Here is a 15707-nt window from a genome sequence, read left to right as displayed (position 1 = left end):
CCGACCCCGGGCTCCGTGCTGCGCCGTCGGGTCCTGGGCTGCGCGGGCGCCCGGGAGGACGACGAAGGCCCGGTCACCTGTGGTGACCGGGCCTTGACCGTACCCCCGACCGGATTCGAACCGGCGCTACCGCCGTGAGAGGGCGGCGTGCTAGGCCGCTACACAACGGGGGCCTTGCGCACGACCCGTAAGCCGTGTGCCGAGTGGATACTGTACCCGACGTCCGCCGCGAGCCGAAACTCACGACCGCCGCAGGCCCGCCACATGGGCAGACGCATCCGTGCTGGTCAACCGGGCTGACGCCCGTGAACAACGCTGGGGTACCAGGACTCGAACCTAGACTAACTGAACCAGAATCAGTCGTGCTGCCAATTACACCATACCCCACGGGCTGTGACTGATCCCCGGAGAGACCACGCGCAGCGCCATCGGCACGCGTCCCGTGGACCCGTACCGGCGGTGAACATTACCTGAGCGACGGGGGTGGGTCCAACCAGCACCCGGTGGCGCACGTCACTGCACCACTCGCCGTCAGGGCACCGGGATCTGCGGGATCTCCGTCACGTCGTACCAGAGCAGGTCGCGGTCCTCGAGACGCTCGATCGCCGCCTCGTCGCCGGCTGCCGCCGCTGCGACGTCGCGTGCCGCCGCGGGCTCGTCGACGTGGACGCTCACCATCTGGCTGAGGTCCACGCCGCAGACGACCTCCAGGGCCGAGGGCACCGGCGGGTCGTCGAGCGCCTGGACGCACCCCTCGGCCACGTCCGCGGCCACCACCACCCGCAGCGGAGGAGCGCCGGGCGCGCCCGCGAGCAGCACGAGGGAGCCGTCGGCGGCACATGCCTGGGCGGCGTACTCCCAGCCCTCCTCGTCCTCGTCGGGCCACAGCTCGCGCAGCGCCGGCGTGACGCCGTGCGCGATCCGCGGCGCCACGAGGACGGGTGAGACGTGCTGGAGCTCGGCCAGGGTCACAGGCAGGTAGACGCGCACGGGGTCCAGTGTGCGCTGCCGGCCGGTCACCCCACCGGTACGCGCCCTCCCGGCGCGTCGGTCCGGATCATCGCCGCGACCTCCGCCGCCAGCGCCGCCAGGCTGCGCCTCGCCGGCGAGCCGGGTGCCACCTCGCGCAGCGCCCGTCCCTCCAGCATCGCGGTGTCGACGGCGGACCGGTCCTCCGGGATCAGGACGACGTCCTCCACCCCCGCGTACCGCGCGAGCGCGGCGGCCACCGCCTCCCCCGGGCGTGCCCCGGCGACGGTGGGACGCACCCTGTTGACGACCACACGCCGCGACAGCGCCAGCCCTCGGTCGGCCGCCTCCGCGAGCGCGCGGACGAGCCGCTGCACCCCCACCGGGTCGGCGGCACCCACCACCACGACGAGGTCCGCCTGCTCCAGCGCCACCGACGTCGCCGCGTTCCGCGCCGGCGCGCGGGTGTCGTAGCTCAGCATCTCGTCCTGCTCGAGGCAGAAGCCGGTGTCGACCACCGTGACGTCCGCGAGGGCGCGCGCCTGCGAGAGCACCAGCTCGAGGGAGCTCGCGGGCAGCTCGGGCCAGCGGTCGGCGCGTGAGATCCCGGACAGCAGGCGCAGACCCGGCAGCACCACGGGCGCGAGGCGCGCGAGCGTGGCCAGGTCCAGCGCACCCTGGCCGGCCGCTCGCGCCGCGGCCGCGACACCGGGGGCCTCGTCGAGCACCCCGAGGACCTGCGCCACCACCCCGCCGTAGGTGTCGGCGTCGACCAGGAGGGTGGGGCGGTCGAGCGCCGCGAGCTCGGCCGCGAGGTTGACCGCGACGAACGTCCGGCCGGGCGCACCGGTGGGGCCCCACACGGCGACGGTCGCACCGCGCCTCGTCGGCGCGACCGGCTCCGCGGCGGTGACGGGTACCAGCGGGCGGTCGCCCAGCACGGACAGCGCCTCGCGGACCACGTCCGGCACGGCACCGTCGACGTCGACGTCGACGACCAGGTCCGCGCCGTGGGCCGTCAGACGCTCCGCGAGCCATGGACGGGTCGGGTCCCCGAGACCGACGACCCGCACGCCGCACCGGTGCAGGATCGCGACCGCCTCGCGGTCCAGCCGGTCGAGGTCGCCCGACACGACGGCGAGACCGCCCAGACCTGCCTCCGCAGCGGCGAGCAGCTCGGTCAGGTCCGCGCACCGCCGCGTGACGGAGAGCCGCCCACCGGACCCCTCCACCGCCTGGACGATCGCCGACTCGGCCGCCCCCTGGACCGCGCACAGCACTCCGACACCCATCTCAGGCTCCCGGCACAGGGACGACGTCGACGGTGCCGTCGCCCGCCAGCGCTGCGAGCACGGTCGGGAGGTCGTCGACCGGGACGAGCACGTGCACGGTGCGGGCACCCCCGCTCGCGAACGCACCGTCGGGACTGCTGAGCTCGGCGACCGTGAGCGCCGCAGCGAGCTCCCGCGGGGCGGCGTCGGCGGCGGCGTCCACGGCGAGCGCGTCCGTGCGCCGCTCGGGCGTGAACCACAGGTCGACGCGGGACCCTGCGACCAACCCGCTCGGGGCCGGCCCCGACAGTGCGACCGGGACGGCGCGGACGTCGAGATCCGCAGCGGTTCCCACGGCCGCCGCGGGGACGAGCTCACCGGCGCCGACGGTGCGCAGCAGCACGGCCGCCTCGGGCAACGGCTCGTCGGCGCGCAGGTAGCCGTCAGCGCGGTCCGCGAGCCGGACGTCCGCGAGCACGAGGTCGGCCGGCGTCAGGGCGACGCCGGGGACCAGCACGTCGCGGGCCACGTACACGGCGACGGTGCGCTGCGCGGTCGTCACGGCCCAGCTCCCGAGCGCGACGGACGCGGCGATCAGGGCGAGACCGACGAGCAGCCGGGGATCGCGCCATCCGGGCCGGCGCAACCGCGCGGCCGTCGGTGCGGGAAGGTCGAGCACGGTGGTGTCCACGAGAGGCTCCTGGTCAGCGGGACGGCGGGTCAGCGGGTGCGGCGGACCGTGGCGGGGTGGTCGGGCCACGGGTCGGCGGGCGGCGCAGCACCGGTGCGCGTGACGAGTCTGGCGTGCCGAGGGACGGGCGCGACAGCATCGTTCGCGAGCCTGTGGACAACCGCCCGGGACGGACCGGCCGTGCGAGACTTCGAGCATGGCACCGAGGTTCCTGACGCTCACCGACGTGTCCGAGATCCTCAACATCTCGGCTCCCCAGGCGTATGCGCTCGTCCGTTCCGGCGAGCTGCCCGCGATCCAGATCGGGGGCAGGATGCAGTGGCGCGTCGAGTCGGCCGAGCTGGAGCGCTACATCGAGCGGATGTACGCGGAGACGCGAGCGCGCAACGCGCACGGTGCCAGCTCCGAGGGCTCCGGCTGACCCGGACGGGCGGTGGCCGGTCCGGACCCGCCCGACCGCGCGCGACGACGCGCTGCGTGCGCGCCGCGCTCACCGCGACACCACCGCGAGCAGGGCGTCGAAGGGCACGCTGAGACCGCGGCCCGCCGGCATCTCCAGCGTGAGGTCGAGGTGGTCGGCGCCGACCCGGTCGAGCCGTCCGGCGTGGACCCCGACGTCGGTACGCACGCTGACCAGGACCCGGTCACGCGCCAGAGCCCGCAGCACGTGACCCAGGCCGAGGGCCGACTCGACGCGGCCGGCCGGAGGTGCGACCCGAGCACCCAGACCCTCGACCGTGCGGACGGCGCGTGTCGGGACGACCGCCCGGCGACCAGCGCCCAGATCCAGCAGGACCCAGTGCGCGGCCGCCTCCGTGACGACACCCTCGAGCGGCTCTCCCCCGGCCGTGACGATGCGCAGGCGCATCCCGGTCGCGGCCCGGAGCCGGTCCGCCAGGGTGACCCTCGCCCGCTCGGCACGCGTCAGCTCCGCGACGTCCCATCGCGCCTGGTCCGCACGGCCCGCGGCCAGCTGCGCCTCGAGATCCGCGAACAGCTGCTCCCACCGCGGCGCGGAGCCGGGAGGTCGCGCACCCGTGCCGTCGCCACTCACGGACCGGACACTACTGGACATACCCGACCGACTCGACTACACCTGGAACCATCGTCCTTCACCAAACGACATCAAACTGCATCATGAAGGGGCATCATGACCAACCCGCCGACCCACCCACCCGGGCGTCCCGCGCGTCCTGCTGCCACCGCGGGAGGGCTCGTGCTCGCCGGCGCGACGGCTCTCGCCGTCGCCGCTGCACTCGGCCTGTGGGTCGTCGACCACCTCACCGCGACGGAGCTGTGGCGCGTCGAGACCGTCGTGGCGCCCGCGGTCGTCGCCGTGGGCGTCCTGGCGGCCGCGTGGGTCGGGGTGTCGGCACTCGTGGCCGGGACCTGCGCAGGAGTGCGGGCGGCCGGAGGCGCCTGGCGCGCCGGAGAGGTCGCCGTGCAGCGTTGGGCTCCCGGACTCGTGCGCCGGGCTCTGGCGGTCGCCGTCGCGGCCGGCGTCGGCATGACCGGTGCGGTGGGCGCGCACGCCGCCGTCGAGGTCGCCCCTGCCGCCACCTCCGTCACGGTGGACCTGGGTTGGACGCCCACGACGGCGGACCCGAGCACGAGGGTGGCTCCGGCGGACGCTGCCGGCACGTCTGCGACCGACCGGACGCCGACGGCGACGGCGACGGCCCTGCCCGACCTCCCCGGCGTCGGTCCGGAGGCGCAGCCGGGGGTCGTGGGCGACACCCCGCAGCCGGGTGCGCCCGCGCCCGCTCTCCCCGTCGAGGCAGCACCGACGCCCGACGACGCCCCGAGGGAGCCGTCCGGCGCCGCGACCACCACCCCCGTCGCCCTCCCGGTCGCCGCGCACCTGCCCCCGGCACCGGACCCCGCACCGTCGGCGCCGGCCCCGGCCTCCCGCACCGTCGAGGTGCGGCCCGGTGACACCCTCTGGGGCCTGGCAGCACGGTCGCTCGGCCCCGACGCGTCCGACGCCGCCATCGCCGCCGCGTGGCCGCAGTGGTACGCCGCGAACGCGTCGACGATCGGACCCGACCCCGACGTCCTGCACCCCGGCCAGGTGCTCGTCGTGCCCGTGACGACCGAGGGAGGTGCGCGGTGACCACCCGCCCGCACGACGACGTCGCCGCGTCCGCGCTCGAGGACGCCGTCGCCCTCCTGGACCGCGCTGCGCCGTCCGCACCTCACGGCAGGACGGAGCGACGTCTCGCCGCCGTCCCCACCCCGACCGCGCTCGTCGCGGACGACACCGTCGGACGCCGGGCCCAGCGTGGCGCACGGTTGCGGCTGGTGCGCGCGCTACCGGCCGCGCCGACCCTGGCAGATCCGGGACCGGGCATGCCGCCTCTCCTCCGGGAGCGCGTCCGCCACCTGGAGGCGAGCGCGCCACTGCGCGTGCCCGAGCCCGAGGACGACCGCGGAGCCGTGCCGGGCACCGACGCCGGGCGGTTCGCGCACGGCGTCGGGCTGGCCTGTGTCGAGGTCGTGCTCGGGCGTCGCCCGTCTCCTCAGCTGGCGCGGTGGGTGGCGCCGGACGTCCTCGAGTCGCTCCAGGAGAGCGCCGACCTGATCCGTCGGGCCGGGGTGCTCACCCACTCCCGGCGGCCCGCGGCCCGACGCGTCCGGGTGTGCCCGATCGACCGTCACACCGCGGAGGCGTGCCTCGTGGTGGACGACGGCGTCCGGGTCCGCGCCGTCGCGCTCCGGCTCCAGGCGCACCGCGGCGCATGGCGGGTCACCCGGCTGGAGATCGGCTGACGCTTCTGCTGAGCGGGCGCACGCGAGGTGATGTCACCGGTCCTTCGCGGATCGCCGCGGACCGGTGACATCACCTCCGCACGTCAGCGCTTGCGCTGCTTGGCCTGCTTGCGCCGGTCGGCGCGGTTCGCGCTGCCGGACGGGGCCGCGGCGGAACGCGCCGCACCGCTGCCGCCCTCCGCGCGGGTCACCACGGCACCGTCACCGTCGGCCGAGGGCGCCGAGTACTGCAGAGGCGTCCGCTGGGCGGGGCCGTCGAGCCCCTTCCCCACGAGCGCGCCGGGCGCCTCCTCGTCGGGGCGGGACGCCGCCGCTGCGGCACCGGCCGAGCCTGCCGCGGCAGCAGCGGAGTCCGCGCTGACCACGGGGGCATCGGTCGGCTGGGCGACCTGCACCTCGAGGTTGAAGAGGTACTGGACCGACTCCTCCTTGATGGCGTCGGTCATGGCGGTGAAGAGCTGGAAGCCCTCGCGCTGGTACTCGATCAGAGGATCGCGCTGCGCCATGGCGCGCAGCCCGATGCCCTCCTTGAGGTAGTCCATCTCGTACAGGTGCTCGCGCCACTTGCGGTCGAGCACGGACAGGACGACGCGCCGCTCGAGCTGGCGCATGTTCTCCTCGCCCAGCTTCTCCTCGCGCTCGGCGTAGGCGTGCTCGGCGTCGGACAGCACCTCACGCGTGATGAGCTCGGCCGACAGCCGGGTCGGTCCGCCCGCCTCCTCGACGACCTCGTCCGGCGTGATGGAGATCGGGTACACACCGCGCAGGGCGGTCCACAGCGCCTCGAGGTCCCAGTCCTCCGGCCGCCCCTCGGCCGTCGCGTGCGCGACGTACTCCGAGAGCACGTCCGAGCGGAAGTGCGCGACCTGCTCCTGGAGGTCCTCCCCGTGCAGCACCCGGCGACGCTGCTCGTAGATGACCTCGCGCTGACGGGACATCACGTCGTCGTACTTCAGGACGTTCTTGCGGATCTCGAAGTTGCGCGCCTCGACCTGCGACTGCGCGGACTGGATGCCGCGGGTCACGATCTTCGACTCCAGGGGCATGTCCTCCGGGAACCCGGCGCGCGTCATCATGGACTCCGCGAGGCCGGAGTTGAACAGCCGCATGAGGTCGTCCTGCATCGACAGGTAGAACCGGGACTCGCCCGGGTCACCCTGACGGCCGGAGCGTCCGCGGAGCTGGTTGTCGATCCGGCGCGACTCGTGACGCTCGGTGCCCAGCACGTACAGGCCACCGAGATCGGTGACCTCGTCGTGCTCGGCCGCCACGGCGAGCTTGGCCTTCTCCAGGACCTCGGGCCAGGCGGCCTCGTACTCCTCGGGGTTCTCCGCCGGGTCCAGGCCCCGCTCGGTCATCTCGGAGACGGCCATGAACTCCGCGTTGCCACCGAGCATGATGTCCGTGCCACGGCCCGCCATGTTGGTCGCGACCGTCACCGCGCCCTTGCGGCCTGCCTGCGCCACGATCGACGCCTCACGTGCGTGCTGCTTGGCGTTGAGCACCTCGTGCGGGACACCCTGCTTCTTGAGCTTGGACGACAGGAGCTCCGACTTCTCGACGCTCGTCGTGCCGACGAGGACGGGCTGACCCTTGGCGTGCCGCTCCACGATGTCGGCGACGACGGCGTCGAACTTGCCCTCCTCCGACTTGTACACCAGGTCCTTGCCGTCGATGCGCTGCATCGGCCGGTTGGTGGGGATCGGGACGACGCCGAGCTTGTAGGTGCCCTGGAACTCCGCGGCCTCGGTCTCGGCCGTGCCGGTCATGCCGGCGAGCTTGTCGTAGAGGCGGAAGTAGTTCTGCAGCGTGATCGTGGCGAGCGTCTGGTTCTCGGCCTTGATCGCCACGCCCTCCTTGGCCTCGATCGCCTGGTGCATGCCCTCGTTGTAGCGGCGCCCCGCGAGGATGCGACCCGTGTGCTCGTCGACGATCAGCACCTCGCCGTTCATCACGACGTAGTCCTTGTCGCGCTTGAACAGCTCCTTGGCCTTGATGGCGTTGTTGAGGAAGCCGATGAGCGGCGTGTTGAGCGACTCGTAGAGGTTGTCGATGCCCAGGTAGTCCTCGACGCGGGCGATCCCGGGCTCCAGGACGCCCACGGTGCGCTTCTTCTCGTCGACCTCGTAGTCGCGCTCCGGCTGCAGCCGGCGCACGACCTTCGCGAACTCGCCGTACCACCGGTTCGCGTCACCCGACGCGGGGCCCGAGATGATCAGCGGCGTGCGCGCCTCGTCGATGAGGATCGAGTCGACCTCGTCGACGATCGCGAAGTGGTGGCCGCGCTGCACGAGGTCGTCGACGCTCCACGCCATGTTGTCGCGCAGGTAGTCGAAGCCGAACTCGTTGTTGGTGCCGTACGTGATGTCGGCGGCGTACTGCTCGCGGCGCTGGGCGGGCGTCAGCTGCGACAGGATCGTGCCGGTCGTGAGCCCCAGGAACCGGAACACGCGACCCATGAGGTCGGCCTGGTACCCGGCGAGGTAGTCGTTGACGGTGACGACGTGGACACCCTTGCCGGTGAGCGCGTTGAGGTAGGCGGGCGCGGTCGCGACCAGCGTCTTGCCCTCACCGGTCTTCATCTCGGCGATGTTGCCCAGGTGCAGCGCCGCGCCGCCCATGAGCTGGACGTCGAAGTGTCGCTGCCCCAGCGTGCGGCGGGACGCCTCGCGCACCGCGGCGAACGCCTCGGGCAGCAGGTCGTCGAGCTTCTCACCCTCGGCGAGGCGCGCCTTGAACCGGTCGGTCTCCTCGCGCAGCTCGGCGTCGGACAGCGACGTGAAGCTGTCCTCCAGCGCGTTGACCTGGGCCGCGACGCCGGACAACTTCTTGAGGATCCGCCCCTCGCCCAGCCGGAGGACCTTCTCGAGGATCGCCGTCACGCAACTCTCCCGACGTCGTTGGCGCCCGTCCGCTCACGGCGTCGGGGCGTGCGTGTCGCCCGACCGCTCGACCGGGCCCGACCATCGTAGGCGAGGCGGAGGACCAGCGTGGTCCTCGCTCACCCTGCGGCGGTGGCGACCTCACGCCCGAGCGCGGCCGCGAGACCTCCGGCCGCGTCCCGGTCGACGTGGACGTCGGGCAGGCCCAGCCACCCCGCCACGCCGCGGAGCTCGGCGGCGAGCTCGTAGGCGACCTCGGCGTCACCCGGCGCCCCCGTGGCCGGGTCCCCCGCCGGACCCGGAGCGCGGTGCACCGCCGGCACGCGCAGCACCCCCGCGCGGCGGTCGGCCTTGAGGTCCACCAGGGCGACCATCCGCTCGCCGAGCAGGAACGGCAGGACGTAGTAGCCCCAGACCCGCGACGCCGCCGGCACGTAGATCTCGATGCGGTACCGCAGGTCGAACAGGCTCTCCGTCCGGGTCCGCTCCCACACCAGCGGGTCGAACGGGCTGACCAGCGCCCGGCCGCGCGCGCGGCGCGGCACCGTGGCGTCACGGTGCCGGTAGAGCGGGCCGCGCCACCCCTCGACCTCGACGGGCCGGAGCACGCCCTCGGTCACGAGCTCGTCCACGACCGCGCGCGTCGGCGCCGTCGCCGTGCGCCAGTGGTCGGCCAGGCACCGCACGCTCGCGATGCCGTGGGCACGGGCGGCGATCTCGACGAGGCGGCGCCGGGCGGTCCGCTCGTCGACCGGCGGGGCCGCGAGCACGTCGGGCGGCAGCACGCGCTGCGGGAGGTCGAAGCGACGCTCGAACTGGGCGTTGCGGCCCGCCGTCGTGAGCTCTCCGACGTAGAACAGGTGCTCGAGGGCGCGCTTGGCGTCCGTCCACGACCATCCCCACGCCTCCGAGCGTCGCCCTGCGCCCCCGAGGACCTCCTGCACCTCGCGCGCGGTGACGGGCCCCAGGTCCTCGACGATGCTGCGGACGGCCGCGACCTCCGGGGAGCGCCCCACCGGGACGCCGTTGAGCTCGTCCCCCCGCTGCTCCACGCGAGCCCGGTTGGCCGCGTGCTTGAACGCGAGGTCGCGGAACGTCGAGGGCGGCACGAGCGACGCCTCGTGCGCCCAGGTCTCGACCAGTCGACGCGGCGCCCTGGCGGTCGCGCGGTCCAGCGTCGCGACGTCCCACGCGCCGACGCGGGAGTAGACCGGCATGAGGTGCGCGCGGGCCAGGACGTTGACGGAGTCGACCTGCAGCAGGCCCAGCCGGTCGACGACCTGCTGCAGCTCCCGCGTCCCGCCGGGCGCCCGCCGGGCGGGCCGGGGGCGGTCGAGCCCCGAGGCGCGCAGGACGGTACGACGCGCCTGCGAGCGCGTCAGCCTCTCCGGGCGGGTGTCGACCATGCCGGCGATGCTGCCCGCACCCTCTGACATCGCCGCCCACGGGGATCCTCTCGCGGCGGCCAGGACCGATAGTTTCGCCACCTGACGGACCTCGGACGCGGCGTCGACGACCGCCCAAGTGCCGAGACAGGGCCGAAATATGCGCTATCGGCGCCGATCTGCCGTCGCCGCAGGACACCGGCGACCCGCCCGGCGGCTCGAATCGCTTCAGCCCGGCGCCGCGACGTCGAAAGTTTTCCGAAACTTGACCGCAGCACTTGACGCACCCCTGCTGCGCGGCGAACGTCGTGTTCCGCGACCGCGGGCTCTCGGCACTCCGGCGGTCACGATCGGCTCCCGGTGCCGGACGGACCGCGCCGTCCGGCACCGGGGCTCCACGCGCCGGCAGGAGGTCGTCCCCCGGCACGGCACAGCACGGCACGGGGCGGCGGGCCCGTCGGCCCGCCGCCCCGGTTCCCGCGTCAGGTCAGCTGACGGCGCGGCTCGATCCGCTGGTCACGACCGGCACGTCGAGCTTGATGACGCCGTAGCTCCAGCCGCGACGGCGGTACGCGACCGCGGGCTGCGCGGTCTCCGCGTCCACGAACAGGAAGAAGTCGTGGCCGACGAGCTCCATCTCGTAGAGCGCGTCGTCCACCGTCATCGGCTCCGCGCGGTGCACCTTCTCGCGGATGAGCACCGGGGAGTCGCCCAGGACGGTCTCGGTGACACCGTCCTCGCCAGGCTCGCGCTCCGGCGGAGCCGGCGGCTCTGCCGCCGGCGGGCGCACGTCCACGGGCGTCAGCGGAGTGTGGTTGCGGTGGTCCTTGCGCCGGTCGCGCGCACGGCGTAGGCGCTCGAGCAGCCGGCCGAGGGCCACGTCCAGGGCTGCGTACGCGTCGTCCGCGCACGCCTCCGCCCGGATGACGGGTCCCTTGTCGACCACCGTCAGCTCGACCCGCTCGCTGTTGCCGGACTGGCGCGGGTTCGGTTCGTGCGACACGAGGACGTCGACGCGCTGTGCGCGTGGGGCCAGCTGCTCGATCTTCGCGAGCTTGCTCTCGAGGTGGGCGCGATACCGCGGGGACACCTCGGTGTGCCGGCCTGCAACCACGATCTCCATGTGGGCCTCCTGGGAGGTCAGGGGCGAGCGGAGCCCGCCCGGACGATACGTACGTCTACGGCCCCACGACGGGGGCGGGCGGCATCACCTCCTCGGCCGCTCGTCCCCACCCGACTGCGGCAGGAGACCTTCGCGGCGTCGTACCCAGGGTCTCACGCTAGCCCGCTTCCGGGGCCGCACGGTCCGCCGGCTGGTCCGTACGGGCGACGTCCGGCGGCGTGGCGCCCGCCGGCGCCGGCGTGGCTGCGAGCGCGACGGCGCCCAGCACCACGGCACCGGCGGCGACGAGCGCCGCGTGGCAGGCCGCGAGCGTGGCACCCGTCGTCAGCACGTCGTCGGCGAGGACCACGCGACGTCCGTGGAGGCCGGGCCCCCGACGCACCCGCACCCTGCCGACGAGCGCCGCGCCCCGCGCCCGCGCGGTGAGCCCGGCCAGGTCGGGACCCGCCGACCGGCGCAGCACGCAGGCACGAGCGGCCGGCACCCCGCCGTCCCGCAGACCGGCTGCCACCGCCGCGGCGAGCACGTCGGCGGGCGCGCGCCCCCGTCGACGACGTGCGCGCGCCGTCGACGGCACGGGCACCACGAGCACGTCCGGGACGACCGGCGGTGCGTGGGAGCCTGCGAGCAGGTGGACGGCCGCGGTCGCGCCGGCGCGGCGGACAGCCGACACGAACGGACGGTCGAGGTCGGCCCGTCCCCCGTCCTTCCACGCTGAGACGGCGTGCCGCACCGGTCCGACGTACACGGCGGGCGCCCAGACCGGCAGCAGGGTGCGCCCGTCCAGGAGGTCGAGCCGCCCGGCCGCGTGGTCGCGGCGGACCGCGGTGCCGTGCAGCGTGACGGCGCACGGCGCGCACCATGCCACGTCGGGCTGCCCGCAGCCTCCGCACGCCACCGGCACGAGCAGGCCCACGAGGTCGCGCCACGCCGCAGCGACGAGGGCGACCGCGCGTGCGGCGACGGGCGGCGTGCGTCCCGTCACCGACCGCGCGGCGAGGGAGGAGGGCGGTGCGGGGCGTCGTCGGTCGGGCGGCACACGGTCAGCCTGCTCGTGCGACGCCGCCCGCGCCGTCCCGCGGCCACGTCGGTGGACGCGGCCTGCCCCGTGCAGCCCTGTGGTCGGCTCGGCGCCGCGCGAGCCCTCCGCCACCCGCCGTCACCCGGGGAACGCGGCCCCCGCCACCTCGAGCACGCCGGTGACCCCGGGGACCGGCACCCACGTGCCGCCCTCGTGACGCCGTAGGTCACCATCGGCCGTGACGACGTAGAGCGAGCGGGTCCCCCGGTCGGCGGCGAGCTCGACCGCGTCCGCGACCGCGGCCAGCGGCGTGCTGCCACCCGCGACGGGCACGAGGTAGGGCGTCGCGCCCGCGTCGCCGTCGGCCAGCACGCCGAGCGTGACGTCGTCGACCCACACGATCGACGCGCCCGCGACGGGCGTGAGGGACGCGCCCGCGCCCACGCCGGGCCCGACCAGCAGCGGGACCGCGCCGCCGTCCCGCACCACGCCCGCCACCTCCAGCGTCACGCCGTCGGGGCCGCGCGACACGATGGCCACCCGCGTGCCGTCACGCGACACCCGGACCGCCTGCACGGTCCGTCCGGCCAGCCAGTCCGCGGTGACCTCGACCGAGGTGCCGTCGAGCCGCACGGCATCCAGGTGCCCGGATCCCGAGCCGCTCGCGGTCCACACCCACCCGAACCGGTCCACGGACGGGGAGGCCAGGGCGGGGCCGGTGAGCAGTGTCCGCTGCCCGGTGCCGTCGACGGGCACCGCGACCAGGGTCGAGGCGTCGGCGAGCGCGACACGCAGCGAACCGTCCGCGGATCGCGCCGGGCCCGCGGGCCGTGCTCCCTCGATCGGGAGGACGTCGTCGACCGCGACGGGCGACTCACCGACCAGTCGCAGCGTCTGACCGTCGACGAGGAGCTCCAGCGCGCCGGGGTCCGGGGTCGGCAACCTGTCGGGCACGCCCTCGAGCGGTGCCCCACCGGCCCCTGCCCGCACGACCAGGGTCGTCACACCCAGCGGGCGCAGCGACGCCTCGAGCTGCGCGAGCAGGAGCCCGCGGTCCGCCTCCAGCACCGCCCGCGCCGGCTCGAAGGTCATCTCGGCCACTCCTCCGCTCTCGAAGGAGACCGCCTCGGGCTTGAGCTCGGTCCCCGGAGGGAGCGCCGACGTCACGGCGTCCTGGAGCCACGTCGAGGGGCCGGCGAGGAGCGCACGGACGACGGCCGTCGGCACGTTGCGGTCGCGGAAGAACCGGACCTCCGGCACGAGCATCCTGCTGTCGGGCGTCAGGAAGTACAGCGACGTCTCACGGAACGTCTGCGTGAACCGGCGGGAGTTGACGACCAGGACGTCCGGGGCGTGCGAGATGCGCCAGTCGCCGCGCGCGTCCTGCACCAGCTCGTAGCGCAGCGTCTCCAGCGCGTCGGCGGGCACCTCCAGGTAGCGCCCGGCGGCGTCGACCTTCGCCTTCACGGTGAGGGACACGGTGACCTGGGCGTCGCCCGTCTGCTCGACCTTCGTCGCGCTCGCGACGATGGTGTCGGCGCCCGGGTCCCACTCGGTGCGTTCGTCCGCCGCGAGGAACTCGCGCGTCACCTCGAAGTCACCGGTGGCCTCGGCGTCCGCCGCGAGCAGGAACCCCTCGACGATGCGGGCGGGGTCGGCGTCGGACTGCGGGCCCTGAGCCAGGACGTCGACCCTGTCCTGCTCGCGCACCTCCTCGCCGCCGCCCACCGTCACAGGGCCCCCGGTCGGGATCGCGACGCACGCCGTCAGCGCCCAGACGACGGTCGCGACGCAGACGACGGCGCGCGTGCGGGCGGCGCGCGTCACGACCGCCTCCGCGCGGTACCGGCCGTCGGCGCGGCGTCGTCGGTGCGGACGTCGGTCCGGACCGGGTCGGTCGGGTTGCTCACGATGGCGATCTCCCCCGTCATCGGCGGCAGGTCGGGAAGCGCCGCGGGGTCGGTGCTGCGCAGCGGTCCCGCGTCCGCGACGGACGGCTCGTCGGGGTCCGGGGCGAGCGGCAGCGGCGACCCGTCCAGCCGGATGCCCGCGCGCCGCGGCAGCGTGAGCCGGAAGCACGCGCCACGACCGGGTCGACCCCACGCCTCCAGCCTGCCCCCGTGCAGGTGCGCGTCCTCCAGCGAGATGGCCAGACCCAGACCCGTCCCCCCGGTGGTGCGCGCCCTCGCCGGGTCGGCACGCCAGAAGCGGTCGAAGACGTGCAGCGCCTCGTCCTGGGTCATGCCGACACCATGGTCGCGGACCGTCACGGCGACGGCCGTGGCGTCGACACCGACGCGGACCTCCACAGCCGACCCGTCGGCGTGCTCGATGCCGTTCACCAGCAGGTTGCGCAGGATGCGCTCGACGCGCCGCGGGTCCACGTCGGCGTCCGCACGGACGTCGGGGAGGTCGACGTGCAGCCACGACCCCCGCCGCTCCGCGAGCGGGGTCACGTTGTCGACGGCCTGCAGCACGATGCCGCGCAGGTCACGCCGCTCCGCGTCGAGCACCGCGGCCCCCGCGTCGAACCTGCTGATCTCGAGCAGGTCCGCCAGCAGGTCCTCGAACCGGTCGAGCTGCGTGGCCAACAGCTCGGCGGAGCGCTTGATCGCGGGGTCGAAGTCGTCCCGCGCGCCGTGGATGACCTCTCCCGCCATGCGGATGGTCGTCAGCGGCGTCCTCAGCTCGTGGGACACGTCGGAGACGAACCGCCGCTGCAGCATCGAGAGCTCCTCCATGCGGTGGATCTGGTCCTGCAGGCTCTCGGCCATCTCGTTGAACGTGCGCGCCAGCGTGGCCATCTCGTCCTCGCCACGCACGGCCATGCGCTCGGAGAGGTGACCGTCCGCCAGACGCTCGGCCACGTGGGCCGCACGACGCACCGGGTGGACCGTGCGACGGGTCACCAGCCACGTCATGGCACCCAGCAGCCCCACGACCGCGACCGCCGCGAACGCCAGGGTCCGCAGGAGGAAGTCGAGGCGGTCCTGCTCCGCCTGCAGGCTGTAGAGGAAGAACATCTGGTAGGTCCCGGCCATGGGCACGTCGACGTTCTGCCCGACGACGATGCCCGGCTCCACCTGACCGTTCCCCACCGGGATGGCGACCGACTGCCAGTGCTGGCGGTCGTCCACGACGGCCTGCTTGAGCTCACGGCTCACGAGCTCGACGAGCGAGCGGTCGGTGGCCGTGGCGCCCACGCCCACGCCCGTCTGCCCCGGGGCGCGCAGCAGGAACACGTCGCGCTCCCCCGAGCCGCCGTTGCGCTGCGCGGTCGTCACGTCCTCGAGCTGCCGAGCCACGTCGGTGAAGGTGTTGGCCGCGGACGCCGCGAAGACCTCCTGCGCCTGCAGCGTGCTGCGCGTGCTCTCGGACAGCACCTGCTGGCGTCGCTGGTCGAACAGGCCGCCGCTGGTGAGCTCGCCGACGTACACCCCGATGCCCGCGAGCGCGACCAGGCCGATCGTCAGGGTCGAGACGAGGAGGCGCAGCTGCAGCGACGACCGCCACCGCCGGGCCAGCGCGCGCGCCGGTCGCCACGCTCGCGCGCGTCCGAGCCGGCCCCACGCCGTCAGCCGCGGCACGTCGCCCGG

Annotated in this window: 13 protein-coding genes and 2 tRNA genes; 3 read left to right on the top strand and 12 right to left on the bottom strand. The window is 74.6% G+C overall.

Going from position 1 to position 15707, the window contains the following annotated elements; genetic code table 11:
- Positions 1-100 precede the first annotated feature (100 nt).
- The 5 genes from IR158_RS05725 to IR158_RS05705 all read right to left on the bottom strand — a co-directional run bounded on the left by IR158_RS05725 (position 101) and on the right by IR158_RS05705 (position 2931).
- Positions 101-173: transfer RNA gene (locus IR158_RS05725), tRNA-Glu, on the bottom strand.
- A gap of 142 nt (positions 174-315) precedes the next feature.
- Positions 316-387: transfer RNA gene (locus IR158_RS05720), tRNA-Gln, on the bottom strand.
- A 144-nt stretch (positions 388-531) separates the two neighbouring features.
- Positions 532-990, bottom strand: coding sequence for a hypothetical protein (locus tag IR158_RS05715; RefSeq protein ID WP_291810570.1), 459 nt, complete (start codon positions 988-990; stop codon positions 532-534).
- Between the two features lie 26 nt (positions 991-1016).
- Positions 1017-2261, bottom strand: coding sequence for a hypothetical protein (locus IR158_RS05710; RefSeq protein WP_291810568.1), 1245 nt, complete (start codon positions 2259-2261; stop codon positions 1017-1019).
- Position 2262: 1 nt separating this feature from the next.
- Complete coding sequence (locus IR158_RS05705; RefSeq protein WP_291810567.1) at positions 2263-2931, bottom strand: hypothetical protein; 669 nt, start codon at positions 2929-2931, stop codon at positions 2263-2265.
- 196 nt (positions 2932-3127) lie between these two features.
- Here IR158_RS05705 and IR158_RS05700 point away from each other — a divergent pair, with 196 nt between their 5' ends.
- Positions 3128-3352, top strand: coding sequence for a helix-turn-helix domain-containing protein (locus tag IR158_RS05700; protein WP_291810564.1), 225 nt, complete (start codon positions 3128-3130; stop codon positions 3350-3352).
- Positions 3353-3421: 69 nt separating this feature from the next.
- Here the strand turns inward: IR158_RS05700 and IR158_RS05695 are convergent, their stop codons facing one another.
- Positions 3422-3985, bottom strand: a complete 564-nt coding sequence (locus IR158_RS05695) for a hypothetical protein (RefSeq protein WP_291810561.1) — start codon at positions 3983-3985, stop codon at positions 3422-3424.
- Positions 3986-4081: 96 nt separating this feature from the next.
- On the opposite strand from IR158_RS05695, the gene IR158_RS05690 reads away from it, so the two are divergent.
- Together IR158_RS05690 and IR158_RS05685 are read left to right on the top strand one after the other, a co-directional pair.
- Positions 4082-5044 (top strand): LysM peptidoglycan-binding domain-containing protein, encoded by a 963-nt coding sequence (locus IR158_RS05690; RefSeq protein ID WP_291810558.1) that lies wholly within the window; start codon positions 4082-4084, stop codon positions 5042-5044.
- Positions 5041-5700, top strand: a complete 660-nt coding sequence (locus tag IR158_RS05685) for an Rv3235 family protein (protein ID WP_291810555.1) — start codon at positions 5041-5043, stop codon at positions 5698-5700. The genes IR158_RS05690 and IR158_RS05685 overlap by 4 nt, the downstream gene beginning before the upstream one ends.
- Positions 5701-5783: 83 nt before the next feature.
- Here the strand turns inward: IR158_RS05685 and secA are convergent, their stop codons facing one another.
- The 6 genes from secA to mtrB all read right to left on the bottom strand — a co-directional run bounded on the left by secA (position 5784) and on the right by mtrB (position 15698).
- Positions 5784-8582 carry a preprotein translocase subunit SecA gene (gene secA, locus IR158_RS05680; RefSeq protein WP_291810552.1) on the bottom strand — a complete coding sequence of 933 codons (2799 nt, stop codon included), beginning with the start codon at positions 8580-8582 and terminating at the stop codon, positions 5784-5786.
- Between the two features lie 119 nt (positions 8583-8701).
- Positions 8702-9988 (bottom strand): crosslink repair DNA glycosylase YcaQ family protein, encoded by a 1287-nt coding sequence (locus tag IR158_RS05675; protein ID WP_291808282.1) that lies wholly within the window; start codon positions 9986-9988, stop codon positions 8702-8704.
- A 466-nt stretch (positions 9989-10454) separates the two neighbouring features.
- A complete protein-coding gene (gene raiA / locus IR158_RS05670; protein WP_291808285.1) occupies positions 10455-11090 on the bottom strand; it encodes a ribosome-associated translation inhibitor RaiA in 636 nt (211 codons plus the stop codon).
- 157 nt (positions 11091-11247) lie between these two features.
- On the bottom strand, positions 11248-12129 hold the full coding sequence (locus IR158_RS05665) for a ComF family protein (protein ID WP_291808289.1): 882 nt from the start codon (positions 12127-12129) through the stop codon (positions 11248-11250).
- A 120-nt stretch (positions 12130-12249) separates the two neighbouring features.
- Positions 12250-13938, bottom strand: a complete 1689-nt coding sequence (locus IR158_RS05660; RefSeq protein ID WP_291808292.1) for an LpqB family beta-propeller domain-containing protein — start codon at positions 13936-13938, stop codon at positions 12250-12252.
- Entirely contained in the window at positions 13935-15698 is a 1764-nt protein-coding gene (gene mtrB, locus IR158_RS05655) for an MtrAB system histidine kinase MtrB (RefSeq protein ID WP_291808295.1), read from the bottom strand. The genes IR158_RS05660 and mtrB overlap by 4 nt, the downstream gene beginning before the upstream one ends.
- Positions 15699-15707 lie beyond the last annotated feature (9 nt).

Source organism: Cellulomonas sp., from assembly GCF_015234515.1.
Taxonomy (GTDB): domain Bacteria; phylum Actinomycetota; class Actinomycetes; order Actinomycetales; family Cellulomonadaceae; genus Cellulomonas.
The sequence above is the reverse complement of the archived record's forward strand: the minus strand, read 5'-3'. Positions and strand labels throughout refer to the sequence as shown.

Excerpts from the sequence above, each read along its gene's own strand:
- IR158_RS05710 (WP_291810568.1), bottom strand. The coding sequence starts at position 2,261 with ATGGGTGTCGGAGTGCTGTGCGCGGTCCAGGGGGCGGCCGAGTCGGCG.
- IR158_RS05700 (WP_291810564.1), top strand. The coding sequence starts at position 3,128 with ATGGCACCGAGGTTCCTGACGCTCACCGACGTGTCCGAGATCCTCAAC.
- IR158_RS05690 (WP_291810558.1), top strand. The coding sequence starts at position 4,082 with ATGACCAACCCGCCGACCCACCCACCCGGGCGTCCCGCGCGTCCTGCT.
- IR158_RS05675 (WP_291808282.1), bottom strand. The coding sequence starts at position 9,988 with ATGGTCGACACCCGCCCGGAGAGGCTGACGCGCTCGCAGGCGCGTCGT.
- raiA (WP_291808285.1), bottom strand. The coding sequence starts at position 11,090 with ATGGAGATCGTGGTTGCAGGCCGGCACACCGAGGTGTCCCCGCGGTAT.